Annotated in this window: 29 protein-coding genes and 1 pseudogene; 20 read left to right on the top strand and 10 right to left on the bottom strand. The window is 52.6% G+C overall.

The genetic code is table 11. The annotated features are described in order from the left end of the window. Positions 1–48: 48 nt before the first annotated feature. The gene (locus A3L02_RS02055) at positions 49–1,287 is read right to left on the bottom strand and encodes a BMP family lipoprotein (protein WP_088862390.1); all 1,239 of its coding nucleotides are present in this window, start codon (positions 1,285–1,287) and stop codon (positions 49–51) included. Positions 1,288–1,410: 123 nt separating this feature from the next. On the opposite strand from A3L02_RS02055, the gene A3L02_RS02060 reads away from it, so the two are divergent. Both A3L02_RS02060 and ftsY read left to right on the top strand, forming a co-directional pair. Next, entirely contained in the window at positions 1,411–1,860 is a 450-nt protein-coding gene (locus A3L02_RS02060) for a hypothetical protein (RefSeq protein ID WP_088862391.1), read from the top strand. Between the two features lie 90 nt (positions 1,861–1,950). Continuing rightward, positions 1,951–2,856 (top strand): signal recognition particle-docking protein FtsY, encoded by a 906-nt coding sequence (gene ftsY, locus A3L02_RS02065; RefSeq protein WP_088862392.1) that lies wholly within the window; start codon positions 1,951–1,953, stop codon positions 2,854–2,856. 124 nt (positions 2,857–2,980) lie between these two features. Here the strand turns inward: ftsY and surE are convergent, their stop codons facing one another. Then, positions 2,981–3,754, bottom strand: coding sequence for a 5'/3'-nucleotidase SurE (surE, locus tag A3L02_RS02070; protein WP_088862393.1), 774 nt, complete (start codon positions 3,752–3,754; stop codon positions 2,981–2,983). A gap of 58 nt (positions 3,755–3,812) precedes the next feature. Here surE and A3L02_RS02075 point away from each other — a divergent pair, with 58 nt between their 5' ends. Then, complete coding sequence (locus A3L02_RS02075) at positions 3,813–4,787, top strand: archaeosine biosynthesis radical SAM protein RaSEA (protein WP_088862394.1); 975 nt, start codon at positions 3,813–3,815, stop codon at positions 4,785–4,787. 40 nt (positions 4,788–4,827) lie between these two features. On the opposite strand, the gene A3L02_RS02080 is transcribed toward A3L02_RS02075, so the two are convergent. The 3 genes from A3L02_RS02080 to A3L02_RS02090 form a co-directional block, all read right to left on the bottom strand. Then, positions 4,828–5,295, bottom strand: a complete 468-nt coding sequence (locus tag A3L02_RS02080; protein ID WP_088862395.1) for a hypothetical protein — start codon at positions 5,293–5,295, stop codon at positions 4,828–4,830. Positions 5,296–5,413: 118 nt separating this feature from the next. Continuing rightward, a complete protein-coding gene (locus A3L02_RS02085; protein ID WP_088862396.1) occupies positions 5,414–5,887 on the bottom strand; it encodes a hypothetical protein in 474 nt (157 codons plus the stop codon). 4 nt (positions 5,888–5,891) lie between these two features. Then, positions 5,892–7,238, bottom strand: a complete 1,347-nt coding sequence (locus A3L02_RS02090; RefSeq protein WP_088862397.1) for a cysteine peptidase family C39 domain-containing protein — start codon at positions 7,236–7,238, stop codon at positions 5,892–5,894. A gap of 301 nt (positions 7,239–7,539) precedes the next feature. Here A3L02_RS02090 and A3L02_RS02095 point away from each other — a divergent pair, with 301 nt between their 5' ends. The 15 genes and pseudogenes from A3L02_RS02095 to A3L02_RS02165 all read left to right on the top strand — a co-directional run bounded on the left by A3L02_RS02095 (position 7,540) and on the right by A3L02_RS02165 (position 18,949). Next, complete coding sequence (locus A3L02_RS02095; protein ID WP_088862398.1) at positions 7,540–7,812, top strand: 2-oxoglutarate ferredoxin oxidoreductase subunit delta; 273 nt, start codon at positions 7,540–7,542, stop codon at positions 7,810–7,812. Between the two features lie 2 nt (positions 7,813–7,814). Then, positions 7,815–9,005: a 2-oxoacid:acceptor oxidoreductase subunit alpha gene (locus A3L02_RS02100; protein WP_088862399.1), complete on the top strand. Its 1,191-nt coding sequence runs from the start codon at positions 7,815–7,817 to the stop codon at positions 9,003–9,005. Continuing rightward, positions 9,005–9,859, top strand: coding sequence for a 2-oxoacid:ferredoxin oxidoreductase subunit beta (locus A3L02_RS02105; protein WP_088862400.1), 855 nt, complete (start codon positions 9,005–9,007; stop codon positions 9,857–9,859). Before A3L02_RS02100 ends, A3L02_RS02105 begins: the two co-directional genes overlap by 1 nt. 4 nt (positions 9,860–9,863) lie before the next feature. Beyond that, complete coding sequence (locus A3L02_RS02110; protein WP_088862401.1) at positions 9,864–10,376, top strand: 2-oxoacid:ferredoxin oxidoreductase subunit gamma; 513 nt, start codon at positions 9,864–9,866, stop codon at positions 10,374–10,376. 31 nt (positions 10,377–10,407) lie between these two features. Continuing rightward, positions 10,408–11,556 (top strand): 2-oxoacid:acceptor oxidoreductase subunit alpha, encoded by a 1,149-nt coding sequence (locus tag A3L02_RS02115; RefSeq protein WP_088862402.1) that lies wholly within the window; start codon positions 10,408–10,410, stop codon positions 11,554–11,556. Further along, positions 11,556–12,401: a 2-oxoacid:ferredoxin oxidoreductase subunit beta gene (locus A3L02_RS02120; protein ID WP_088863804.1), complete on the top strand. Its 846-nt coding sequence runs from the start codon at positions 11,556–11,558 to the stop codon at positions 12,399–12,401. The genes A3L02_RS02115 and A3L02_RS02120 overlap by 1 nt, the downstream gene beginning before the upstream one ends. Continuing rightward, entirely contained in the window at positions 12,398–12,958 is a 561-nt protein-coding gene (locus A3L02_RS02125; protein WP_088862403.1) for a 2-oxoacid:ferredoxin oxidoreductase subunit gamma, read from the top strand. Before A3L02_RS02120 ends, A3L02_RS02125 begins: the two co-directional genes overlap by 4 nt. Before the next feature lie 60 nt (positions 12,959–13,018). Further along, positions 13,019–13,489, top strand: coding sequence for a DUF192 domain-containing protein (locus A3L02_RS02130; protein ID WP_088862404.1), 471 nt, complete (start codon positions 13,019–13,021; stop codon positions 13,487–13,489). A 164-nt stretch (positions 13,490–13,653) separates the two neighbouring features. Beyond that, a pseudogene (locus A3L02_RS02135) lies at positions 13,654–14,139 on the top strand (IS6 family transposase); the annotation flags it as partial. A 420-nt stretch (positions 14,140–14,559) separates the two neighbouring features. Beyond that, positions 14,560–15,828, top strand: a complete 1,269-nt coding sequence (locus A3L02_RS02140; protein WP_088862405.1) for a radical SAM/SPASM domain-containing protein — start codon at positions 14,560–14,562, stop codon at positions 15,826–15,828. Next, positions 15,815–16,762 carry an ABC transporter ATP-binding protein gene (locus A3L02_RS02145; protein WP_088862406.1) on the top strand — a complete coding sequence of 316 codons (948 nt, stop codon included), beginning with the start codon at positions 15,815–15,817 and terminating at the stop codon, positions 16,760–16,762. Before A3L02_RS02140 ends, A3L02_RS02145 begins: the two co-directional genes overlap by 14 nt. Then, a complete protein-coding gene (locus A3L02_RS02150) occupies positions 16,762–17,553 on the top strand; it encodes an ABC transporter permease (RefSeq protein ID WP_237268621.1) in 792 nt (263 codons plus the stop codon). Before A3L02_RS02145 ends, A3L02_RS02150 begins: the two co-directional genes overlap by 1 nt. A 30-nt stretch (positions 17,554–17,583) precedes the next feature. Further along, entirely contained in the window at positions 17,584–17,907 is a 324-nt protein-coding gene (locus A3L02_RS02155; RefSeq protein WP_088862408.1) for a hypothetical protein, read from the top strand. Then, complete coding sequence (locus A3L02_RS02160) at positions 17,904–18,380, top strand: hypothetical protein (protein WP_088862409.1); 477 nt, start codon at positions 17,904–17,906, stop codon at positions 18,378–18,380. The genes A3L02_RS02155 and A3L02_RS02160 overlap by 4 nt, the downstream gene beginning before the upstream one ends. Before the next feature lie 230 nt (positions 18,381–18,610). Further along, complete coding sequence (locus A3L02_RS02165; protein ID WP_157895718.1) at positions 18,611–18,949, top strand: hypothetical protein; 339 nt, start codon at positions 18,611–18,613, stop codon at positions 18,947–18,949. Positions 18,950–18,997: 48 nt separating this feature from the next. Here the strand turns inward: A3L02_RS02165 and A3L02_RS02170 are convergent, their stop codons facing one another. From A3L02_RS02170 to A3L02_RS02185, 5 genes are all read right to left on the bottom strand, one after another. Beyond that, positions 18,998–19,462 (bottom strand): helix-turn-helix domain-containing protein, encoded by a 465-nt coding sequence (locus A3L02_RS02170; RefSeq protein WP_237268622.1) that lies wholly within the window; start codon positions 19,460–19,462, stop codon positions 18,998–19,000. A 107-nt stretch (positions 19,463–19,569) separates the two neighbouring features. Beyond that, the gene (locus A3L02_RS02175; RefSeq protein ID WP_237268668.1) at positions 19,570–19,824 is read right to left on the bottom strand and encodes a DUF211 domain-containing protein; all 255 of its coding nucleotides are present in this window, start codon (positions 19,822–19,824) and stop codon (positions 19,570–19,572) included. A 22-nt stretch (positions 19,825–19,846) separates the two neighbouring features. Then, positions 19,847–19,987: a hypothetical protein gene (locus tag A3L02_RS10310; protein ID WP_204247210.1), complete on the bottom strand. Its 141-nt coding sequence runs from the start codon at positions 19,985–19,987 to the stop codon at positions 19,847–19,849. Beyond that, on the bottom strand, positions 19,954–20,106 hold the full coding sequence (locus A3L02_RS10315) for a hypothetical protein (protein ID WP_204247211.1): 153 nt from the start codon (positions 20,104–20,106) through the stop codon (positions 19,954–19,956). Before A3L02_RS10315 ends, A3L02_RS10310 begins: the two co-directional genes overlap by 34 nt. A 159-nt stretch (positions 20,107–20,265) precedes the next feature. Next, positions 20,266–20,613 carry a 6-pyruvoyl trahydropterin synthase family protein gene (locus A3L02_RS02185; protein ID WP_088862412.1) on the bottom strand — a complete coding sequence of 116 codons (348 nt, stop codon included), beginning with the start codon at positions 20,611–20,613 and terminating at the stop codon, positions 20,266–20,268. Positions 20,614–20,668: 55 nt separating this feature from the next. Between A3L02_RS02185 and A3L02_RS02190 the strand changes: the two genes are divergently transcribed. Both A3L02_RS02190 and metG read left to right on the top strand, forming a co-directional pair. Beyond that, positions 20,669–20,926, top strand: coding sequence for a hypothetical protein (locus tag A3L02_RS02190; RefSeq protein ID WP_088862413.1), 258 nt, complete (start codon positions 20,669–20,671; stop codon positions 20,924–20,926). A gap of 105 nt (positions 20,927–21,031) precedes the next feature. Beyond that, positions 21,032–23,263, top strand: a complete 2,232-nt coding sequence (gene metG / locus A3L02_RS02195) for a methionine--tRNA ligase (RefSeq protein ID WP_088862414.1) — start codon at positions 21,032–21,034, stop codon at positions 23,261–23,263. The last annotated feature ends 2 nt before the right edge of the window (positions 23,264–23,265 follow it).

Consider the following 23,265-nt stretch of genomic DNA (forward strand, 5'->3'; position numbering starts at 1 on the left):
CCCTGAAGTGTAAGAAAAAATGCCAAAAGTCGGGAAAAGGTAAAAGAATCACTCGCCAAGCTTCATCATTTCCTGCCAGGTCTTGGCGTTCCTGATGGCCGTAATCTCGTCCTTGTTGAAGGCCTTCGGGACATTGATTTCACCGTTGATTATCTTGCCCTTGAGGTCGTCAACGGCCGTCCATATCCAATCGGGAACCTGCTTCCTGGTGTTCTCGAGGTACTGCTTAAGCTCGTCCTTGCTGTTGAACCCAAGCTCTTTGAGCTTCTGCTTCTGGGTGTCCTCCGGGAGCGAGTTGAACATGGCCATAACGTCGTCGACCGTGCTGAGTCCAACACCGCCCTCCTTGAGACCGAGCTCCAGGACACCGCCCTCGAAGTTGCCTTCAACGGCGTCCTTGACCGCGGTGTAGACACCGACGTCAACGCGCTTCATCATGCTGGCGATTATCGCTCCGGGCTTAATCCAGTCCTGGGCGGAGTCAACGCCTATGGCGAAGGGCGGGCCCATCTTCTGCTTGTGGGAGCTGAGGTACTCGTCCACGGCGTTGAAGACCCCGACACCGGTTCCACCGGCCACCTGGTAGATCACCCACGCTCCCTGGTCGAGCTGGGCCTTGGCGGCCTGGTAACCCTTGGCCGGGTCGTTGAAGGTTCCGGTGTACTGGTAGAGAACGTCTATGCTGACGTCCTTTCCGGTCTTCTGCTTGTAGTAGTCCTCGGCCCACTTAACGCCGAAGCGGTAACCGCCCTCGAACTTGTAGAGGACGGGTATCTCCATTCCAAGGACGATTCCGACCTTGTCCTTGCCGCTGTTGGCGGCGATGAGCGCGGCGAGTGCACCCGCAAGGGCTGAACCCTCGTTCTCCTTGAAGAGGATCATCATGACGTTCTTGGGCATGTCCGGGTCAAAACCGTCGATGATGGCGAATTTCTGGTTCGGGTACTCGGCGGCGACCTTCTTGACCGCGTCGGTCATCATGAAACCAACGGCGATTATAACGAGGTAGTCCCCCTGCTGGGCCAGGGTCTCGAGGTTCTTGGTGTAGTCGTCCTCCGTGTTGCTCTGGAGCTCCACGAGCTGGAGGTTGAAGTCCTTGGCGGCCTTTGATGCGCCGAGGTAGGCCATATCGTTGAAGCTCAGGTCACCCCTTCCGCCGACGTCGTAAACGATGGCGATCTTACCCTTGGTATTGGTGGAGGTCTCCTCTCCACCGCTTATGCAGCCGCTGGCCACGACGCTTAAGGCTAAGAGGCCGATTAAAAAAAGGCTTAACAACTTCTTCATCTGAGATCACCTCGGTGGTTCAGCGGGTCTATATTGAAACGGAATATATACTTTGCGGTGTTCCTCTAATCGAAAATACTGGAAAAGATTTTAACCTGCGTGTAAAAGTTTTTCATGATGAACATGCTGAAGGAAATAGCCGAATTAACCTCGGGGGCAGTCCTGATTACGGGTAACGGGAAGAGGATCGCGAGGATATACCTGAACGCATGGGGAAGGGAAGGAAGACGGATACTCGCCGAATACCTGCCGTTCCAGGTTGAGGGTGATGTCTACATAGGCCCGCCCTTTGAGAGCGACGATTTTGACGTTTACCTTATAGTCAACCCCCTCTCCCGTTCGAAGGCAGAAAAGGAGGAGCTAAAGAAGTGGCTCGCCTCCCACGGGGACAAGCTCGTTCTGCTCTACGAGCACAAGTACGTGAGGGACTCCATAACTCGCTATGGAATAAGGGAATTCATCGATTATTTAATTGCGTACAAAAGGGAAACGGTTGGCTTCGAGAGGGTGGACGTGGCGAGGCTGGAGGACGGAAAGATAGTTGAGAGCAAAACGTACATCCGGAGGTACTGATGACTGTCCCGGTCATCTATGTGGGCATGCGTGGTAACCGTGTTCACAACGGTTATATACCGCTGATCCCTCGCCAATACGGTGGTGAAGATGCTCGGGAAACTCAGGGAGAAGTTAGGCTCATTCGTGGAGAAGGTCTCGCAGACGGAGATAAGCGAGAAGGACGTGGAGAACGCGCTCTGGGACCTTGAGATTGAACTCCTCGAGGCGGACGTCGCCCTCGAGACGGTGGAGGAGCTCAAGGAGCGGATAAAGGAGAAGCTCGTCGGCCAGAAGGTCAAGATTGGAACGAACAAGAGGGAGCTGGTGGAGAAAGCGGTTCGCGAGGCCGTCCTCGAGGTTATGACGCCCGGGAGAAGGATAGACCTCCTCGAGATGATAAGATCGAAGGAGGAGAAGCCCTTCGTCATAGCCTTCGTGGGCTTCAACGGCTCGGGAAAGACCACCACGATAGCCAAGCTCGCGCACTGGCTCAGGAAGAACGGTCTGGGGGTTGTCATAGCGGCGAGCGACACCTTCAGGGCCGGGGCGATAGAGCAGGTCGAGGAGCACGCGAGGCGCGTCGGGGTTAAGGTCATCAAGCACTCCTACGGTGCGGATCCAGCCGCCGTTGCCTACGACGCCATCCAGCACGCGAAGGCAAGGAACCTCGACGTCGTCCTCATAGACACGGCCGGGAGGAACGAGCTGAACAGGAACCTGATGGACGAGATGAGGAAGATAGTCAGGGTTACGAAGCCCGACCTCGTCATCTTCGTCGGCGACAGCCTCGCAGGAAACTCCGTCGTCGAGCAGGCGAAGCAGTTCAACGAGGCCGTTAGAATAGACGGCGTTGTACTGACGAAGCTGGACGCGGACGCGAGGGGCGGGGCGGCGCTGAGCATAAGCCACGCCATAGGCGCGCCCATACTCTTCGTCGGCGTCGGCCAGGGCTATGACGATCTGAGGCCCTTCGACGAGAGGTGGTTCGCCGACAGGATCTTCGGGGAAGGGTAATTCATCCGCGGCATCGGAGGAACCGCCGGGTAAACCCCTATTTTACCCTTTTCAAGTCGAATCGTCCTCGCAAAGGTTCGTTCTCTGTCTCATCTCAAAGGATAGATAACGTCCCGCCTTCCAGTCATCTAAGGATCTCTGCAACCTCCCCGAAATCCACCTTAGCCGTCATGTCTATGTTAACCGGCGTTACGCTCACCTTCCGCTCGACCTTCAACGCGTAGGCATCCGTCCCTGGCTCGAATTCCTCGCACCTCTTCCCCACCACCCAGTAGTAGGGGTGCCCCCTCGGGTCTATGCGCTCCTCCACGGTCGGGCGGTACCGCCGCCTCGCGAGCCTCGTCACCTCTATTTTAGTCTCGGGCGTGGCGTCCATTGGAACGTTCACGTTGAGCACGTCAACGCCCTCCGGAAGGCCCCTCTCGAGGACAGCCCGGGCCATTCTTCGCAGAAAATGCGACGCGACCGAGAAGTCCACGCCGTCGCCCTCGCCGAGGGTCTTCTTCCAGTCGACCTCGAGGCTTATCGCTATCCCGGGGATACCGTGGGTCGCGGCCTCTATCGCGGCCGACGCGGTGCCAGAGACGGTTATCTCGGTGCTGAGGTTCTCGCCGAGGTTGATGCCGCTTATGACGAGGTCGAAGTCGGTGAAACGGGCGAGGGCGAAGATAACGCAGTCGGTAGGCGTCCCGTCGAGGCCGTAGGCGACCTTAGCTCCGGGAACGTTGACGAGCTTCGCCCTGAGCGGTCGGTGGAGGGTCATGGCCCGCCCGCTGGCGCTCCTCTGGAAGAGTGGCGCGACGACGTAGACGTCGCCGAGGTCCCGGACGGCCTCAACCGCCGCCCTGATGCCCTTTGAGTAGATTCCGTCGTCGTTCGTTATGAGTATGCGGTGCATGATGGGAACTCTACCTCACCTTTAAAAACCCTAACTCCCAGCGGGTTCCGGTGAGAGGATGACCTACTGGACGAGCGAGGACAACGTCGCCGGGGAACCGGGAACGGCGCTGTTCATCATACTCCCCACTATCGGATGCTACCGCTTCAGGATAAACGAGGCCTGCTACATGTGCGCCTACCCGACGGCCGCCCCCCGGGTTAGGTGGAGCCAGGAGGCGATAGTCGACTACGTTAGGGAAGCCCTCAAGAAAATCGAGGGCAGGAAAGGGCCCTTCGCGGTGAGGATGTTCACCTCCGGTTCCTTCCTCGACAACGGCGAGCTCAAGCCGGAGACGAGGAGGAGGATCTTCGAAATCCTTGCAGAGATGGATAACGTCAAGGAGATCGTAATCGAGAGCAGGAGCGAGCTTGTCAGGTATGAAGCCGTTAAAGAGCTTGCCGAGATAGTTCCGGATAAACATTTTGAAGTTGCCATCGGTCTTGAGACGGCCAACGACGACGTGGCTGACGTTTCCATAAACAAAGGGAACACCTTTGCCGACTTTGTGAGGGCAGCTGAGATAACACACAAGGCCGGCGCCAAGGTCAAGACTTACCTTCTACTCAAGCCAATCTTCCTCTCCGAGCGCGACGGGATTGAAGACGCCAAGGAGAGCATAGTCAAAGCGGAGCCGTACACGGACACGTTCTCCATCAACATAACCGACATCCAGAAGGGGACGCTCTACGAGAGGCTCTGGGAGAAGAAGGAATACCGCCCGCCGTGGCTCTGGAGCGCGGTCGAGGTTCTCATCTGGGCGAAGAGGAAGTTTCCCGACAAGAGAATCCTGAGCGATCCCGTGGGAGCAGGCTCGAAGCGCGGACCCCACAACTGCCTCACAGACTACGACAGAGTCATCGGCAAGGCCATAAAGAAATTTTCAGCCACGCAGGACTTGAAGTATATAGAGAACCTGAAGCTTGAATGCAGAGATAGATGGGAGTACATAGTCGAGAACGGCCTCCTCGACTGGCAGCTGGTGACGTGGTGAAGCCTTGAGTTTTTGGTCTTCTCTTTCTCTGTTTCAAAACTCAACACGTGACGTGAAGCCCTGTGCTTATAATCATGAGAACCATCAACGCTGGGAGGAATCCCTGAACTGCCAATAGGACTTTCTCCAGCTTTTTCTCTCCGAGAACAATGCCGCTCAGGATGGAGACGATGAGGATCCCCCACAGCCATTTAATAGTCTCATCAGAAAAAATGGGCATCAGCACCGCTGTGAGTATCGGCACTCCTATTGACAAACCTGATTTTTTGAAGAGTGGCTTTTTGTAGTAAAGGTACAGTGCGAGAAGAATTATGGCCGGGAGGAGAACGAGGATGACGAAGATTGGAGTTGGCGAGTACCATATATGGCACGTAAAGATCCTGTCCCAGAGCTTAATACTCTCGCCTCTGATGTAGTATTTCTCCAGCCAGGAGGAGTCGATGAGGATTTCCCAACTTGTGGCCACTCCAAGAATAAAAAGATGGGAGAAGAGGGTCTTGGGATTCATGTATTCACCTCCTTCTCGGAACTATCTTAACAAGGTAAGTTTCAGATCCCCAGTTGCCCCATGCTAGATAGCGATCTTACATTACCTGCTTTCCCCGACCTCACCTCATTTGGCATACCTAACACGCTCCGTGGAATTGAGCGAATATTACCAATATAACCACCAGTCCTGGTAAAAATCCTCCAAAGGCGAGAATTGCCCTATCCCCCATGTCTTTCCCGAGGGCGGTCCCACTACTCAAGGAAACGAGCATGAGGAGAATGAAGTTAATGAGGAAATCGGAAATAAAAACCGGTGCTATGGTCGCAGCCAATAGTGAAAACAACATAGAAAAGCCAAGATTTCTAAGTGATGAATCCCTGTGGAAAATATATGAAGCTAGGAGCACGAGCGCGGGAAGAAGAACCAGAAGAACAAAAATGGGGGAGGGCGAATACTCTCTCCAGCAGACGTAGGGCCTTCCGGTGGAGCCAGTCCAGTTCTTGAACCAGACCATTCCGCCTTTGATATAGTATTCTACAGGAATTTTGAAGAGAGGTATTAATTCCCACACAAAAGCAAAAAAAGGAATGAGGATTCTTGGGAGCTTCACGGGATCACCTCTTTTCAGGGATTATTTTTACAAGGTGAGTCTTAGAGCCCCAGTTGCCCCATGCGAGATAGTGGTCATACATATCCCAACCGCTATGGATTGCCACGTATTCTACTTGGCCATTGCTGTTCTTTGCGTACCCCACCACAACAACACTATGATCTTCATATGGGCCTTGCCCATCCGTTGCTTTTCCACCATTCTCAAGCTGAAGTAACGCGGGTCTATAGTTATCAACCTCTTTAATGACATCACCCTCGTGTATGTATCCACCCCACAACCAGCACAATCCTAATGTACAAGTAGGTTGTGCATCATAGTTGTTTACAAGTGACCATGATACTATCCCTTCATTTTTTAGTTTTTGATATTCACTTGCAAAGGACTCAATCCCATCACATGCGTCGGAGCCGGGGTATCCACACCACCAAGTCCATCCCTTCCTGTCTTTTGTATCAAACGTTCCCATAGTATGGTGGAGGATATCAACCAAAGACGTCATGTATCTCTTGTACTCTTCTGTATAATATCCGCTTTCATAGATTTCTGGATGCTCATGGTATGCTATGATCTGAGCCGCAGCAATTGGGGTACATCCATCCCATAGATCCCATGGATCTGCATTTAGTCCAACATTATTTGGATAACTTGTTGAAGCTCCTCCTAGGTCACCAACTCCTTCATTGTAAGTCCAATATGAATCTTCTGTCCATACGGGAACACTTGGTATAATCTTAAGGGTAATTGACTCTGTCAGTACTTTGGTATTGGTCTCACTTGCAGGAGATGCTCCAATTTTTCTCCAGGCGTTTGCTACCTGTTCGCGTGAGAACTCCAGTTTAACGGCTTTCGGAACCAAGACCAGTCTACCGTATATGTCCATGGCCTTCCCTTTTCCTATGTCTATGCCATAGCTCAGCCCGCCGTAGTAGAGCAGTCTGTGCCCTCCTGTTGAAAAGTCCTGGATTCTGGCTGCACCGAGCCTTCCAAGCCTTTTGCTTGGTGCCTCTCCCTTTCCAAACTCAAGAACGGGGGGCATGTATCTCTGCGCCGCCACGAGTATAAAGCCGCTTGGTTTGCCGTTCACAAGCACGGTGAACTCATAGGCGCTCCTTGTCCCGTTTGGGAAGTAATACACAACAGGCCTGGAAAGCTTTGCATCTTTCCAGTCCCCGAAATCTGGTACGTTCTCAGATGCCCACTGTACGTGCCTCTGAGCAACGAGCATAGCCTCATTTGGGGCTACGATGCTGACTTCGCTCTTTGCATAAGTTGTGTTAGAAACTCCGATAAGTCCTCCAAAAATTAAAACTATAAAAAACACTCTTACGTAGCTTCTTAATCGGGCCACTCTGAATCACCCTAAGTAATAAAACCTAAATGTTAATAAAATTTTCTATTTTTTGCCATAACTTAGTAATAATCCGTGATACTCCCCGACCTAAAATATGGGGCTGGCGGATGCCAAACGTGGTTGGATCTTTTCGTGGGGATTAAGCGAACTTCCTTCATCCTAAAGTCGTGTTTTCCTCAGCTTTTTCGCAGGGTGTATAAACATAACCAGCACTTCTTTTGCGTACATTCCTGCCCACCCACGAAAGCTTTAAATGTTGACAAACGTAAACGGGGTTAGCAGATTGCGGGTGATGATTATGGCAGATGTCGAAACCAAGACAGCCATTGAAAAGAACGGCTACCTCGTTACCGGCAAGGCGGAGGGCGTCGTTGAAATCGACGTGGACACTTTTCTCTGCAAGGGCTGCGGAATCTGCGTCGAGATGTGTCCCAGAAAGGTCTTCGAGTGGAGCGGGGAGCTGAGCGAAAAGGGCGTCCACTACCCGGTTCCGGTTAACGCCGAGAAGTGCGTCAAGTGCAAACTCTGCGAGCTCCTCTGCCCGGACTTCGCGATATCCGTAAGGTGGTGACCATGATAATCCGGGGCGACGAGCCCGAGCAACTGGAGCTCCTGAGAAAGCTCTACAAACCCGGCAACTACTTCCTGCAGGGCAACGAGGCACTGTCTTACGGAGCCCTCTTCGCGGGTTGCAGGTTCTACGCGGGCTACCCGATAACGCCATCGAGCGAGATCGCGGAGACGATGGCCCGGGAGCTACCGAAGCTCGGCGGCTACTACCTCCAGATGGAGGACGAGATAGGGAGCATAGCGGCGATGGTCGGTGCCTCCTGGACCGGCTTCAAGGTCATGACGGCGACGAGCGGGCCGGGTTTCAGTCTGATGCAGGAAAACCTCGGCTACGCTGTCATGACCGAGACACCTCTCGTTCTGGTCGATGTCCAGAGGAGCGGGCCGAGCACGGGGCAGGCCACTAAAGGAGCCCAGGGGGACTTCTTCCAGGCGAGGTGGGGGACCCACGGAGACCACCCTATGGTTGCGGTCTCCCCGATAAGCGGACAGGACGCCTTCTGGGAGGTAATAAGAGCGTTCAACATCGCCGAGAGGCTGAGGACTCCGGTGGTCTTCCTCTTCGATGGAGTTCTGGCGCACACGAGGGAGCAGGTGCGGATCCCGGACGTTTCGGAGGTTGAGATAACCTACCGCAAGCTTCCGGCCAACGAGGAGGAGGCTAAACTGCCCTTCGGGGACCCGCACGGCGACGGCGTCCCGCCCATGCCGCTCTTCGGTCACGGTTACTTCACCCACGTCACGGGCTCAACCCACAAGGAGAACGGCCTGAGGGACGTTTACACTCCGGAAGTCCACGACAAACTCGTGAGGAGGATCCACCGCAAGATAGAAAAGAACAGGGACGTTTACGAGAGCTACGAGGAGCGCTTTACCGACGATGCGGAGATCCTCGTCGTCAGCTGGGGAGTGACCGCGAGGCCCGCGCTTGGAGCCGTTATCAGGGCGAGGGAGGAGGGAATAAAGGCCGGTCTCTTCGTGCCGAAGACGGTCCATCCCTTCCCGGGCGAGAGGATGAGGCAACTTGGAAAGCGCGTCAGGGCGGTACTCGTTCCGGAGATGAACCTCGGTCAGATGATACTCGAGGTCGAGCGCCACGTCAACGACGACGTTCTCCTGAGGGGAATCAACAGAATCGGTGGCGTGCCATTAACCGTTGAGGAGATCCTCCGCGAGATAAGGGGTGTTGCCTGATGGCGAAGGAGATATACTCCACCTACCCGATGGTTAAGTACCTCCGCAGGGAGGCCCTTCCAACGGCTCTGTGTCCCGGCTGCGGCGGTGGGACGGTTCTCAACGCCTTCGCCAACGCCGTCGATGGGTTAAAGCTCGACCCGAAGGACCTGGTCGTCGTCAGCGGCATCGGCTGTTCGGCGTGGATAGCCTCGCCCTACTTCCTGGCGGACACGCTTCACACCACCCACGGGAGGGCGATAGCCTTCGCAACGGGCGTCAAGGTCGGCCTTCCCGACAAGAAGGTGGTGGTGATAAGCGGCGACGGCGACCTGGCGAGCATAGGCGGGAACCACCTAATCCACGCCGCGAGGAGGAACATCGACGTAACCGTCATCCTCGTGAACAACTTCATCTACGGTATGACCGGCGGACAGGTGGCCCCGACGACTCCCTTCGGCGCGAAGACGACCACCAGCCCGTACAGGAACATAGAACACCCGCTCCAGATCTCGGAGACGGTGGCGGCCGCGGGAGCGAGCTACGTCGCCAGGTGGACCACCGCACACGTTTACCAGCTCATCGAGAGCATCAAGACCGCTTTGCAGGTCAAAGGGTTCTCGCTCGTCGAGGTCATATCTCAGTGCCCGGTTCAGTACGGGCGGAGGAACAGGATGAAGGAGCCCGCCGAGATGCTCCGCTGGTTCCTGCGCAACTCGGTGCCCGTCTCCAAAGCCAGGAAGATGAGGCCGGAGGAGCTCGAGGGCAAGTTCGTCGTCGGCGAGATAGTCAGGCGGGAGAGGCCCGAGTTCACGGAGGAGCTTAACAAGCTTGTTGATGAAGTCCAGGAACACTTCGGCCTCAAGGGGGAGTGATAGCATGCAGATAAGGTTCGCGGGTGTGGGCGGTCAGGGAGTCGTCCTTGCTGGAGTCATACTCGGCGAGGCGGCCGCCATAGAGGGGTTGAACGTTCTCCAGACGCAGGACTACAGCTCCGCCAGCAGGGGCGGCCACTCGATAGCCGACGTCATCATATCTAAGGAGCCCATCTACGACGTCATGGTGACGAAAGCGGACGTTCTCGTCGCCCTCGCCCAGCTCGGCTACGACACCGTCAAGGATAGCCTGAAGGAGGATGGAACGCTCATAGTTGACACCGACCTCGTTAAACCCGATAGGGATTACATCGGCGCCCCGTTCACGAGGATGGCCGAGGAGAGCACGGGGCTTTCGCTGACGGTCAACATGGTGGCCCTCGGCTACCTCGTGGCGAAGACCGGCGTCGTGCGCAGGGAGAACGTTGAGGAGGCCATAAGGAGGCGCGTTCCGAAAGGGACGGAGGAGATAAACCTCAGGGCCTTCCGGGCCGGCTACGAGGAGGGGAGGAAGTGATAATCACGAAGATTTTAGTTGAGGTGGTAACATGAGATACCCGTTTCCGGTTGGAAAATCCGACTTCATCCAGGGCGATGAGGCGATAGCGAGGGCCGCCATCCTTGCAGGGTGCAGGTTCTACGCGGGCTACCCGATAACGCCCGCGAGCGAGATATTCGAGGCAATGGCCCTCTACATGCCCCTCGTCGATGGAGTGAGCATACAGATGGAGGACGAGCTGGCGAGCATGGCGGCCATAATAGGGGCCTCGTGGGCCGGTGCAAAGGTCATGACGGCGACGAGCGGGCCGGGTTTCAGTCTGATGCAGGAAAACCTCGGCTACGCGGTCATGACCGAAACTCCGGTTGTCGTCGTCGACGTCCAGCGCGGCGGCCCCTCGACGGGCCAGCCGACGCTGGCGGCCCAGGGGGACATAATGCAGGCCATCTGGGGAACCCACGGCGATCATTCGCTCATCGTCCTCAGCCCGTCGACCGTTCAGGAGGCCTTCGACTTAACGATAAGGGCCTTCAACTTAGCTGAGAAGTACAGGACGCCGGTGGTTCTCCTCACGGACGCGGAGATAGCCCACATGCGCGAGCGCGTCTACATCCCCAGCCCCGACGAGATAGAGATAGTGAACCGCAAGCTTCCGGCCAACGAGGAGGAGGCTAAACTGCCCTTCGGGGACCCGCACGGCGACGGCGTCCCGCCCATGCCGATATTCGGGAAGGGGTACCACACCTACGTCACCGGCCTCACCCACGACGAGATGGGACACCCGAAGACCGTTGACGCCGAGGTTCACGAAAGGCTCATCAGGAGGATATTCGATAAGCTGGAGCGCAACAGGGACGAGATAATCTCCTACGAGGAGTTCGAGCTCGACGACGCCGAGGTGGCGATAGTCAGCACGGGCATAGTCTCGCGCTCCGCCATCAGGGCCGTGAAGATGCTGAGGGAGAGGGGCGTTAAGGCGGGAATGCTCAAGCTCAACACGATATGGCCATTCAACTTCGAGATGATAGAGGAACTCGCCGAGAGGGTCAGGAAGATATACGTCCCGGAGATGAACATGGGGCAGCTCTACCACCTCGTCAGGGAGGGCGCCAACGGAAGGGCCGAGGTCGAGCTCATAGCCAAGATAGGTGGGGAGGTTCACACCCCGATGGACATAGTCGAGAGGGTGGTGGGATGATGTACCTCAAATCCGCTTACGAGATCCGCGACAAATACCTGAGAAAGGACATGCTACCGACCATATTCTGCCCGGGCTGTGGGATAGGGTCGGCCCTCCAGTACACGCTCCGCGCGATAGACGATCTCGGCCTCAACCAGGACGAGATAGTCTGGGTCAGCGGAATCGGGTGCAGCTCGAGGGTCCCGGGTTTCGTGGACTTCGACGGCCTGCACACCACCCACGGGAGGGCCCTCGCCTTCGCAACTGGCATAAAGCTCGCCAACCCGGACCTCAAGATAATCGCCTTCATGGGCGACGGTGACACGGCCGCAATCGGTGGGAACCACTTCATCCACGCCATCAGGAGAAACCTCGACGTCACCGTTATCCTCATCAACAACTTCACCTACGGGATGACCGGCGGGCAGGTCGCCCCGACGACTTTGAAAGGCCTAAAGGGGACCACCGCCCCGTACGGACAGTTCGAGAACCCCTTCGACATAGCCGACCTTGCGGTCGCGGCCGGCGCCAACTACGTGGCGAGGTGGAGCGTCTTCAACTACCTCCAGGGGATCAACAGCATAAAGAAGGCCCTTCAGAAGGAGGGCTTCAGCCTCGTCGAGTTCCTCTCGCCGTGCCCGATAAGCTTCGGAAGGAGGAACAGGATGAAGACCTCCCCCGAGTTGCTCCGCTGGTACCAGAAGATAACCGTCCCGCTCGCCAAGGCGAAGAAGATGAAGCCGGAGGAGCTCGAGGGCAAGGTCGTCATCGGCGAGTTCGTTGACCGGGACAGGCCGGGCCTCGTGAGGGAGTACGAAGCGTACAAGCGGAGGGCAAAGAAGACGATGGGGTGGGAAGAATGAGGAAGGAGGTACTCTTCAGCGGTTTCGGTGGCCAGGGCGTCATCCTCGCCAGCGTTATCCTCGGCAGGGCGGCCGCGGTCTACGAGAACCTCTACGCGGTGCAGAGCCAGGCCTACGGTCCCGAGTCGAGGGGTGGAGCGAGCAAGGCGGAGGTCGTCATCAGCGACGAGCCCATAGACTACCCCAAGACCCTCAGCCCGGACTACGCCGTCCTCTTCTCCCAGGAGGCCTACAACAAGTACCTCCACTCGGTGAGGGAGGGGGCGAAGGTAATAGTCGAGGAGGAGCTCGTCCCGAGGAGAGACCTGGAGTTCGAGAAGAAGCTCGACGTGCTGGCCCTTCCGCTCACGGAGATAGCCGAGGAGACGACGGGTTTGAGCCTCACGATGAACATCCTGACCCTCGGGATCCTGACCGCCTGGACGGGCGTCGTAAGCAGGGAAGCCGTGGAGAAGGCGGTTCTGGACGCCGTTCCCAGGGGGACGGAGGAGATAAACCTGAGGGCTTTACACAGGGGGTTCGAGCTCGGGGAGAAGGCCAAAAACGGGGAGCTCTGACTTCGCTTTCCCTTTCCATCCTTCCCAAAAGCTTATCAACCCGCGTTTCCATCTTCTACCATGCTCACCAACGAGACCAAAAACCGAAGCTGGGGTGGGACGGTCAGGCTCGCCGACAGCTTCTTCAAACGATTCAGGGGTTTAATGCTCGTTGGGAACGTCAGCTACGCCCTCGTCTTCGTCCTCCCGGCCGAGACACGGGCCAACGCCTCGATCCACACCTTCTTCATGCTGGACGACATCGACGTGATATGGCTCGACTCGTCGAGGAGGGTCGTTGATTTCAAACGGGCGAGGAAGTGGCGCCTCTACGTCCCCAAAAATCCCGCGAGGTACATCATCGAGGGCCCGGTGGGCGTTATAAGGACGCTCGACGTCTCGGAGGGCGATCTAATAAGCTGGCAGGCGAGCGAGGAGAAAAAGAAGGCCGTGCCCCTGAAGATCGGCATGCCCGACAAGATATCCTTCGACCCATCTAACGGGATCGCGATGACGGAGAGCGTTAGGGAAGTGAAGGTGAAGGGACGCTGAGTATTTAACGTTCTCTCCAGAACTCCAATGGAAGGAGTTCAATGGTATCTTTTCTGGAAAACGCTTGTTAAAAACGTTTCTTAAAAAATCCAGATACTGTCGGGATAAGTAGTAGGGTGTTAGGTTTAAGTGCCTGATGATACTTCAGAAAAGAGAGGGGGAAAATGAAGACTGGAACCATTATTTACTGGATGATTTCAGTCTTAAAAACCTTTTCGCCGGAATAAGATTCCAGTAGAAAAGAAAAGTAGAGCAGTAGAATTATACTTGCGAGGCCTCAGTTTATCTCTGGGCTGCGATTGATGTTGAAGGCGCAGTCTGGATTACAACAACTAGAAACTGGTGGATTGCCCGGTCTGGTTGTTTTGAAATCCTGCGAAGCTGGTTGATGGTGGGCATTGGTACAAGTCTGCCTTTAAGTCTTTGAGTTTGGACTTTGTTCATGTGACTTTTGGGGGCGGAGCGCTGGTTCAGGACCCTTAAGGAGAGAACGAGGCGTTTCTGGAATAATTTCAGGGGTAAGGACTGGAGGAAGGTTCACAGGTTTGTTTTCTTGTTTGCTTTCTGGTATAATTTTATAGCATTCTCGGTTTGGTCGACCACCTGGTGATGTTGCTGAATGGCTTCAGGAGGTGATGCCCCAGTTATCCCAACAGAATGTAGTATTTGTTAACCAAAAAATTTTTAAATATTTGAGAATAAACATAGTTTGCATAAACTGTTGGAGGTGGTATGATTGGCAAGAGTTGAATATGTGAAAAAAAGAATATCCAAAATAAGTACATACAAAGGAAAAGGCGACGAGGTGCCTTTTGTTTGTGTCAGTTGCTTGCTGTGTGTATCAGGAGTGCTATCTCCCACAAGTAGCATTACATAAAAAGGGGATGTCTATGGCAAAAATCGAGTATATTGTGTTCCGAAAGAAGGAAGAATACACCAAGCCTTACCCCGGAACAACTCAGGAGTTACCCTTTATTTGCAAAGGAGGTTGCGTGGTTTGTGCGGCGGGCTCAATACTTAGTCCATTCTAATATATATTTTAGCTTGGTAATTAAGGAGGTGCTTAAAAAATGTCTGAGAAAATATTCCTGCCGAATCCTAAAGCATTGTGGGAAATAAAAAATAACAGAGCAATAATACATATGGCGGATAAAGAGCTTGGATTGGATGAAGAAGGCACTAAAATCTTTTCCAGAATTGTACAACGCAAGCCTATAAAGATAACTACTCTGGAGCAAGAAGAATTTATAGATGATTTGATAAGAAATGATGTGATCTTACCCTATAACCCAGAAAATCCTTCTTTTTTCCCGCCGGGAGCTATAGCTGTTGAGATTACACATAAGTGTAATTTGCAGTGTGAGCACTGCTACGTAGGAATACGGGAAAATCCAAGTGTTCTATCTTTGGAGGCGTTTAAGAAGATTGTGCGTGAAATGGAAGAGATGAGTTGTTACGCGTTAGCAATTGGAGGAGGAGAACCTACTTTACATCCAGATTTTGAAAAAATTTTAAGAGCTATATACAACAGTAAGGTAAGAGCACACATAGTCACAAATGGAACAACAAACATTGCAGATTATCTTGAAAAATATGCAGATAAAAAGAGAAATAGCTTTGAAGTGACTGTAAGTATAGATGGACCCAAAGATATACATGAGAAAATTCGGAAAAATGCAGTATTTGACAGGATAATTGAAAACATCCAGAAACTGGCGGAATTGGGCTGGAAACCGCACATTCAGACAACTGTCTCCTTAAAAAATTATTATTCCATTCCCAGATTATTGGATCAAATTAAAAATTTACCCATTCAAAGTTGGGCAGTTAAGATGGAATATCCCGTAGGTAATGCTAAAGTTCATGCAAACATGTTCCCCTCTCCCCATGAATTTGTAGAAATTAGGGATCAGATTCATAAATGGTGGGAAAGAAGTGGTATCAAAACAATAAAGTTTGTAGATGATTTAGGGTACTTTCCTCCGGTTCTCAAAAAACCAGCTAAAAGAAGAATGTATTATCTTTGTTCTGCTGGTGTTACTCAAGTAACCTTAGATGCAGATGGTAACATTACTCCATGCACCCTCATCCAGATTGCTGATGGAACTTCAAAATACATTGCTGGAAATATATATGTGGATAGCTTAAAGGAAGTGTGGAACACCAGTGAATTATTGTGGAAATTTAGATTGTTGTGGCCAGAAAATGAGATATGCTCCCGTTGTGGTTTAGTATGTGCCAAGTGTCCCGCTACAGTGCTTGCAATTGCAAAGAATCTTTTTAAACCTGATCCAAGATGCTCAATGTTCCAGAGGAGGTGTGGCGATGTCAATAGTTGAATTAAAAAACGTTGTAAAATCGTTTTCAGGTCCCCAGGGGAATATCGTTGCTGTCAACAATCTAAGTTTTCAAGCAAAAGAAAGTGGAGTTCTTGGTATTCTTGGTCCCAATGGTGCTGGAAAAACGACAACTTTAAGGATGATTGCCACGATTTACAAGCCTGACAGAGGCACCATAATGGTTGATGGAATAGACGTTCTGAAGGAGCCTTTGAAAGTCAGAAGCAAGATAGCGTATATGCCCCAGGAGCCGGATTTGATCCCGTCTTTGTCCGTTGAGGATCACATAACTTACTATCTCCGTTTTAGGGGTTTCGACAAAAAAGAAGCCAAAAAGTGTTGCGAAGAAGCCCTGAGATCATTCAATTTGGAGAAGCACAGAAACAAAAAGCCCTTTCAACTCAGCACTGGGCTAAAAAGACGGGTTCAATTGGCATCTGTTTTGTCTGCGGAAGCGCCTGTGATTTTTCTTGACGAACCAACAACGGGATTGGATCCGATGAGCAAGAGGAACACGTGGGAGTTAATCAAAGACAGGATTGAGGATAGCGGGGCAACTATCCTCCTCACAAGTCATGATCTTTATGAGGTGGAGTATCTTGCAAATCGTGTTATAATCATAAACAATGGTAGACTAATAGCCGAGGGCACGCCGAGAGATTTGAGAAAAAAGTTTGGTAAGAGCGTTAAAGTTGTATTTGAGGATTCTTTGAGTTTTGACGCTTTGAGAGGGGAGCTTATGGGTGTTGAGGGAGTGAAAGATATTTCTCAGGTAAGCGAGAATGCAGTTGAGATAAAGCTGGACTCCATAGACCGTTCCATTAACAATCTTGTCCGGGTTCTCGCATCCAAGGAGCTACAAATTAAGGACATCATCACAACCGCTGCAAACTTCGAGGACGTGTATCTTGAAATACTGGGAGGTGAAATATGATGGACCTTAAATCAGCGGTATCTTCGCTTGGAGTTGCCATTTCAAGGGAAATAAAAATTGGCATGGATTTAGAATTTTTCTTCGGGACTTTGTTTGAGCCCCTAATATACGTCATGCTCTTTGGACCTTTGATGGGGAAGCTCATTGGAAACGTGAATTTTGGGGGAAATGAAATCTCTTATCTTGCTTTTATGTTTCCAGGAGTGCTCACCATAATAGGCATCAACCAAGGGTTCCGAGGAGCGGCAACATTTATTCAGGATAAGTTTAGAGGAGGCTTGGAGACACTTTTCACGCTCCCCGTGCATCGTTCAACTCTCTTCTTAGCAAAGATTTTGGGCTCATGTTTGAGGGCATTAATAGCAATGTCGGTAATATCGCTTTTGGCAGCTTTAATGGCAGAAGGGCTTTCTTTAACGTTATTGGGAATTTTAAAAAGCTTTTTGATCAATATGACCCTTGTTATAGCCTTAGCAAGCTGTATGGTATATCTCCTTTCCAAGAGTCAAAACCCAAATCTCCCTCTTGCGATTTCCGGCATATTACTGCTGCCCATGATGTTCCTTTCCACAGTTTTTTATCCTGAAAGCGTCTTCAGCGGTAGCAGAGTGCTATCTCTAATAGTTGCAGTTAATCCCATGACCCACGCCGCGAGATTGATTAGGTCTTTCATATATTCAACGCCACTACCAGCTTCAACGTTGCTGATCTCTACAGCATACCTATCGGTTCTTGCGTTTGTAAGTTTGCTATTGGGCATCAGGGGATTTTCACGGGCATTGGAGCGCTAATCTTCTTTTTACTTCACGGAGGTGTGAAATTTGATTCTAACCTTTGTCTATTTCCTTTTTGGATTTTTACTCGCGTTCTGTCCTTTCACAGGAATACCGGCCATACTGATAGGTATCTTATTCGTCAAAATCGATACTAAAGCCAAGCTCGCGTACTCCCTCGCGGGTTTTGTGGCGGGAACCCTGGCTGGAGCATCCCTGTGGGGGAGCTCTTGGATCTTTGAGCAACTCAGATGGGGTTATCAGGAACATGGAATATGGGGGTTTATCGGGGGCACAACGATTATCCTGCTGTTAGCCATTCTCTTGGCCCGGGTTCTTAATAAGAAGTATCCGATGGGTGATGCAAAATGAAGTATACTGTTTTGGATTTTATATCGGTGGCGATAGCATATGGCATTATAGCATATTCTACTCAACTTTTGGGTTTTTATGCTATGCTCCAACTCATGAGTGCCCCTATCTGGAAGATGTGGGTTGCTATAATCGGTGTGGGAATTAAGTTTCTGTTACAAGTTTCAATAATCTGGTTTTTTATTCGGATAATGCTGGGGTATACCCTTAAGACGACTGATATTAGCTCTGCGTTTGTTCCATTGATTATAGCCGGGATTTTCTGTTTCGTTTTGAGGTTTGTTGGATACTTTATCCTAACCAATGTGTATCTTATTTCATTAAGACATATTCTGGAAAACATTTCTATGGCTATAGGGTGGTTTTTGTCACTTTACCTCCTTGGAAAGAAAATATCGCTGAGTCCTTTAAAGAAACATGTAGTAATATTTGGTATTGGGCTGTTGGTCTATTTTGTTCTCCCACCGATTTGATTTAGAACCCTTAATATGGAAACGTATCTTTTGCAATAGGCGAGATCATTGGAGCGGTGATAGGCTTTGTGGGTACAGGTGATGCCTATTCAAACCAATGGCGGTACCTGTGGTGGGTACCCGTTCTCTTATTCGTCGCTTCGCTCGTGGGAATCTTGAAGGGCACTCTCAAGAGAGCGTGATTGGAGTACTGGAAGTAGGTTTCAGAAAATACAGAGAAACGTGGGGGGATGTCAATGAACGCATTTAATAAATTGAGGTTTGTTATTCAATCTGCACTCCTTTTGGGAATACTTAGACTGACTCTAAAGGTTCTACCCGGTTTGAAGGTCTACCTGAAATCGACTGTACCCCTGGCGTTGGCCGGCATAACTGGGTCAATGCTAAGGCTTTTTTACAACGATTGGGTACCTTTTAGAATGATCGTGGAGCAGGTGGCTCTAATGTCCGGCTTGATATTAGCCATGCTATTGCCGGGTAGAGAATTGGGTGCTGGAAGGATATCACACATATCTTGCGCTTTAGTGGGACTCTTGGTATTTTTGGTCATTGTTCCTGTCCCTCTTTAACGCCTGACTTTTAAGGTCGTGAAATCCGAGCAGGTGGGTTTTGGCATTCTAATCCTCCAACTTAAGGAGTTTTCTCAGTTTCTTTGCTTCTTCCTGCAGTTTGGGGGAGTTTATCAAAACCAAGAGGTTCATGAGGTGTATAAACTCAATGGGATCTATGTCCATACCTTCCAGACGCTTGACTAAATCCCGCGAGAGGGTTTCCAAACTCGAGAGGAAGGTTTTTATCACATTTATAAAGAGGGTTCTGTCCTCAATTTCAAATCCCGCTCGTTTAAAGAGATTGTAGAGCGTCTCAGCTTCCCGGTGATGAATTGCATCCATTGTGGGGGTTATGAGGTTCCCCTCTCCCGCTGGTGCTATGAGGAATATCCTCGCCGTCCTTCGATAGAGCTTTTCGTTGCCCTCCTTTCCCACAGCCCTTACAAATCCCGCCTTTTCCAGGAGATTTATGTGGCGGTATATCGTCGAGACATCCTTCTTTAATAGGATGCTGAGCCCGGAAGCGGCCATGGGGCGCTCCCTAAGCAGTTGATTATCTCAAGCCTCGTTCTATCCGCAAGTAGCTTAATCTTCTCCGGGTCGGTAACGATAAGAACGTCCTTCATGACTACCTACTCTCAATATTCTTCAAGGCTATCTTGGGGTGTTTCACTCTCTTCTATAATCCTCTTACCTGCAGCAACCATATCTATGCTGTGCACAACTCCCCCAAATTCCTCTATGGTTCTGACAATCTCCTCATAGTCAAGGTTGTCCCCGACTATCGTTATCTTGATGTTCTCCGTTTCCTTGTCTATCTCGACGAGGGTTATGTTAACACCGTCAAAATCCACATCACCTGATGGGGGATAATTTGAAAAAAGGTATAACAAAGGGAACGTTGCCCTTCCAAACTCACCCGCCTTTACCTCTCCCACAGGCCTTTATCTTCCTGGCCAGCTTCAGGTAACCCACGAGGAACGGTATCTGGAGGATGGGCGTTACGGCAGGAGGAATGGCCATCATGCCCATTCCCGCGGCCATCGCAACCGCCATCGCGTTCCCTCGTTCTTCCCGACGGAGGTGAAGACCACCGCCGTGTGGTCCTCGTAGCTCAGCCCTATCTTCTTGTCGAAGTACGTCAGTAGCAGGAGTGCTATAGCGTAGTTGAACATTTGAAATTCTTTGCATTCATGGCGGATACTTTTGGCCGTATAAAGTTTTCGGTAGTGGGAGTATTACACATGTATGGGTATTACAATGATGGGGCATGGGAGAACCGCGCTCTTTCAGATGCCCCAATAAGCTGGATATCAAACGTCAAAACCGATCCGCTAAAACTCTAACTCCACCCCGTTATCCTCGCCCTCCCAGAGGGTCAGCCTCGCGAGCTTAACGTCCGCCGGAAGGCTTTTCTGTATCTCCCCGGCGATCCAGAGGGCGACGTTCTCCGCCGTGGGGTTGTCGAAGAGGTTGTTAAGGTTCCTGTGGTCGAGCCGTCCGATTATCCCGTCCACGGTTCTCCTCAGCTCGAGGAAGTCCATCACGTAACCCCTCTCTATCTCCCCCTCAACGGCCACCTCGAGGAGGAAGGTGTGCCCGTGAAGCTCCTCCCGTTCTCCGTCCATGGAAACGGCGTGGGCGGCCTCGAACCTGAAGCGCTCCACTATCCTCGCCTTCATGTTAACACCGAAAAGCACATGGGGGATGAGGACTTAAACGCTTTTGGGTGATGGCATGGGCTGCGGTATGGCCGTCGATGCCAACCGGGTTATAGCCGGAGGCGTTCTGGTCTTCGTGGAGCCGGAGGAGTTCAGGAGGTTCCTCGAGCTCAAGGAAAGGCCCCTCGTCATAGTTGGCGAGACGGGCGGCTTCAAGAGGACCAAACTGACCATGACGACCTACGACGGGGCAATCATAATCACCCGCGGCGAGGTTGAGGTCCCGGAGGGTGCAGTTCTCGTGAAGGCCCGGGAGCTCTCCCTCGGGAAGTGATATATCCAACCATGCATATTTTTTCTTTAACTTAATAACCCACCGTAATGTTTAAAACCCGCAGGTCTTATAAGGGGAGGGAGTCATCCAGGGGCGGTGGTTAAAATGGTCAGGTACATGGTGACCTCTGCGCTTCCTTACGCTAACGGACCGATTCACGCGGGACACCTGGCCGGAGCCTACCTGCCGGCGGACATCTTCGTGCGCTACCTCAGACTGAGGGGCGAGGAGGTCCTCTTCGTATGCGGAACGGACGAGCACGGCACGCCCATAACCTTCCGCGCGCTGAAGGAGGGGAGGAGCGCGAGGGAGATCGTCGACGAGTTCCACGAGCACATAAAGACGACCTTCGAGAGGGCCAAGATAAGCTTCGACTACTTCGGCAGGACCGAGCTACCGGTTCACTACAGGATCAGCCAGGAGTTCTTCCTGAGGGCCCTCGAGAACGGACACCTCGTGAAGAAGGTCAGCAAGCAGGCCTACTGCGAGCACGACAGGATGTTCCTTCCCGACAGGTACGTCGTCGGGACCTGCCCCTACTGCGGCGCCGAGAACCAGAGGGGGGACCAGTGCGAGGTCTGCGGGCACCCGTTAACGCCGGAGGAGCTGATAAACCCGCGCTGTAACATCTGTGGCAACCCGATAACCTTCAGGGACTCCGCCCACTACTACATCAGGATGAAGGACTTCGAGGACAGGCTGAGGGAATGGGTGGAGAAGCAGGAGCACTGGAAGCCCAACGTCAGGAACACGGTCCTCGGCTGGATAAAGGAGGGCCTCGAGGAGAGGGCCATAACGAGGGACCTCGACTGGGGCATTCCGGTTCCGCTGGACGACGAGGACGTGAAGGGCAAGGTCCTCTACGTCTGGTTTGAAGCGCCGATAGGCTACATCTCAATAACGATGGAGCACCTCAAGCGGGAGGGCAGGGAGAACGACTGGAAGAAGTTCTGGCTGAACCTCGACGGGGAGACGAAGGTCATCCACTTCATCGGCAAGGACAACGTGCCCTTCCACGCCATATTCTGGCCTGCCTTTCTGATGGCCTACGGGAAGTACAGGGATGGAGAAACCGAGGCCGAGTGGCTCCTGCCCTACGACATCCCGGCTAACGAGTACCTCAACCTTGAGGGCAGGAAGTTCTCCACGAGCAGGAACTGGGCGATATGGGTCCACGAGTTCCTCGACGCGTTCCCGGCGGATTACCTGAGGTACTACCTCACGGCGATAATGCCCGAAACGAGGGACAGCGACTTCAGCTTCGCCGACTTCAAGACCAAGATAAACGAGGAGCTGGTGAACAACCTCGGCAACTTCGTGCACCGCGCCCTGACCTTCACCAACCGCTACTTCGACGGCGTGGTTCCCGAGAGGGGGGAAATGGATGACCTCGACAGACAGGCCTTCAAGGAGATCGAGAGGGCCTTCGAGGAGACGGGGGAGCTGATAGGCCACTACCGGTTCAAGGATGCATTGAAGCGCGTCATGGAGTTAGCCATATTCGGCAACCGCTACTTCGACCGCCAGAGGCCGTGGAAGACCGCGAAGACCGACCGCGCGAGAACCGCCACAACGGTGAACGTGTCCATCCAGATAGTGAAAGCTTTGGGAATCCTCCTTGAGCCGTTCCTGCCCGACGCGAGCGAGAGGATATGGCACCTCCTCAACCTCGAGGAGTTGAAGAGGTGGGAGTTCAGCGAGGTCCCCGCGGGCCACAGGGTCAGGAGGGCAACGCCGATGTTCAGGAAGGTGACGGACGAGGATATAATCCACTTCATCGTGAACCACATAGCCCGCGGCAACCCTGCCAGCGCGAGACTGCTCCTCGACAAGTACTACCGGAAAGAAGACGTCATCAAGGTAACGCTCGAGCGCTTTAAGAACAAGGAAGAGGCCCTCGCGATCCTCGGGAGCATCTACGGGGAAGAAGTCGAAACCGAGGCCGAGAAACCCGAAAAATCGAAAAAGGCCTCGAAAAAGGAGAAAGCCAAGAAAAATGGGGGTGAGAAGATGGAATACGTAAGCTTCGATGAGTTCGCGAAGCTCGACCTTAGGGTGGGGAAGGTAATCGAGGTGAAGGACCACCCGAACGCCGACAGGCTCTACCTCGTGAAGGTGGACCTCGGGGACGAGGTCAGACAGCTGGTCGCCGGGCTGAAGAAGTACTACAGGCCCGAGGAGCTGCTCAACCGCTACGTCGTCATCGTGGCCAACCTCGAGCCCAAGAAGCTCCGCGGCGTTGAGAGCCAGGGGATGCTCCTGGCGGCGGACGACGGGGAGAACGTCGCCCTGCTGATGCCGGATAAAGAAGTGAAGCTGGGCTCGAGGATAAGGTGAAG

The sequence above is a fragment of the Thermococcus celer Vu 13 = JCM 8558 genome, from assembly GCF_002214365.1.
GTDB lineage: Archaea > Methanobacteriota_B > Thermococci > Thermococcales > Thermococcaceae > Thermococcus > Thermococcus celer.

What these genes read in the sequence shown, in the direction of transcription:
- A3L02_RS02150 (WP_237268621.1), top strand. Translation starts at nt 16,762, where the DNA reads ATGGACCTTAAATCAGCGGTATCTTCGCTTGGAGTTGCCATTTCAAGG.
- A3L02_RS02190 (WP_088862413.1), top strand. Translation starts at nt 20,669, where the DNA reads ATGGGCTGCGGTATGGCCGTCGATGCCAACCGGGTTATAGCCGGAGGC.
- A3L02_RS02140 (WP_088862405.1), top strand. Translation starts at nt 14,560, where the DNA reads ATGTCTGAGAAAATATTCCTGCCGAATCCTAAAGCATTGTGGGAAATA.
- A3L02_RS02120 (WP_088863804.1), top strand. Translation starts at nt 11,556, where the DNA reads ATGTACCTCAAATCCGCTTACGAGATCCGCGACAAATACCTGAGAAAG.
- A3L02_RS02055 (WP_088862390.1), bottom strand. Translation starts at nt 1,287, where the DNA reads ATGAAGAAGTTGTTAAGCCTTTTTTTAATCGGCCTCTTAGCCTTAAGC.
- A3L02_RS02110 (WP_088862401.1), top strand. Translation starts at nt 9,864, where the DNA reads ATGCAGATAAGGTTCGCGGGTGTGGGCGGTCAGGGAGTCGTCCTTGCT.
- A3L02_RS02100 (WP_088862399.1), top strand. Translation starts at nt 7,815, where the DNA reads ATGATAATCCGGGGCGACGAGCCCGAGCAACTGGAGCTCCTGAGAAAG.
- A3L02_RS02115 (WP_088862402.1), top strand. Translation starts at nt 10,408, where the DNA reads ATGAGATACCCGTTTCCGGTTGGAAAATCCGACTTCATCCAGGGCGAT.
- A3L02_RS02165 (WP_157895718.1), top strand. Translation starts at nt 18,611, where the DNA reads ATGTCAATGAACGCATTTAATAAATTGAGGTTTGTTATTCAATCTGCA.
- A3L02_RS02145 (WP_088862406.1), top strand. Translation starts at nt 15,815, where the DNA reads ATGTCAATAGTTGAATTAAAAAACGTTGTAAAATCGTTTTCAGGTCCC.
- A3L02_RS02185 (WP_088862412.1), bottom strand. Translation starts at nt 20,613, where the DNA reads ATGAAGGCGAGGATAGTGGAGCGCTTCAGGTTCGAGGCCGCCCACGCC.
- A3L02_RS10310 (WP_204247210.1), bottom strand. Translation starts at nt 19,987, where the DNA reads ATGGCGGTTGCGATGGCCGCGGGAATGGGCATGATGGCCATTCCTCCT.
- A3L02_RS02080 (WP_088862395.1), bottom strand. Translation starts at nt 5,295, where the DNA reads ATGAATCCCAAGACCCTCTTCTCCCATCTTTTTATTCTTGGAGTGGCC.
- A3L02_RS02095 (WP_088862398.1), top strand. Translation starts at nt 7,540, where the DNA reads ATGGCAGATGTCGAAACCAAGACAGCCATTGAAAAGAACGGCTACCTC.
- surE (WP_088862393.1), bottom strand. Translation starts at nt 3,754, where the DNA reads ATGCACCGCATACTCATAACGAACGACGACGGAATCTACTCAAAGGGC.
- A3L02_RS02075 (WP_088862394.1), top strand. Translation starts at nt 3,813, where the DNA reads ATGACCTACTGGACGAGCGAGGACAACGTCGCCGGGGAACCGGGAACG.
- A3L02_RS02125 (WP_088862403.1), top strand. Translation starts at nt 12,398, where the DNA reads ATGAGGAAGGAGGTACTCTTCAGCGGTTTCGGTGGCCAGGGCGTCATC.
- A3L02_RS02105 (WP_088862400.1), top strand. Translation starts at nt 9,005, where the DNA reads ATGGCGAAGGAGATATACTCCACCTACCCGATGGTTAAGTACCTCCGC.
- metG (WP_088862414.1), top strand. Translation starts at nt 21,032, where the DNA reads ATGGTCAGGTACATGGTGACCTCTGCGCTTCCTTACGCTAACGGACCG.
- A3L02_RS02130 (WP_088862404.1), top strand. Translation starts at nt 13,019, where the DNA reads ATGCTCACCAACGAGACCAAAAACCGAAGCTGGGGTGGGACGGTCAGG.
- A3L02_RS02160 (WP_088862409.1), top strand. Translation starts at nt 17,904, where the DNA reads ATGAAGTATACTGTTTTGGATTTTATATCGGTGGCGATAGCATATGGC.
- ftsY (WP_088862392.1), top strand. Translation starts at nt 1,951, where the DNA reads ATGCTCGGGAAACTCAGGGAGAAGTTAGGCTCATTCGTGGAGAAGGTC.
- A3L02_RS02170 (WP_237268622.1), bottom strand. Translation starts at nt 19,462, where the DNA reads ATGGCCGCTTCCGGGCTCAGCATCCTATTAAAGAAGGATGTCTCGACG.
- A3L02_RS10315 (WP_204247211.1), bottom strand. Translation starts at nt 20,106, where the DNA reads ATGTTCAACTACGCTATAGCACTCCTGCTACTGACGTACTTCGACAAG.
- A3L02_RS02060 (WP_088862391.1), top strand. Translation starts at nt 1,411, where the DNA reads ATGCTGAAGGAAATAGCCGAATTAACCTCGGGGGCAGTCCTGATTACG.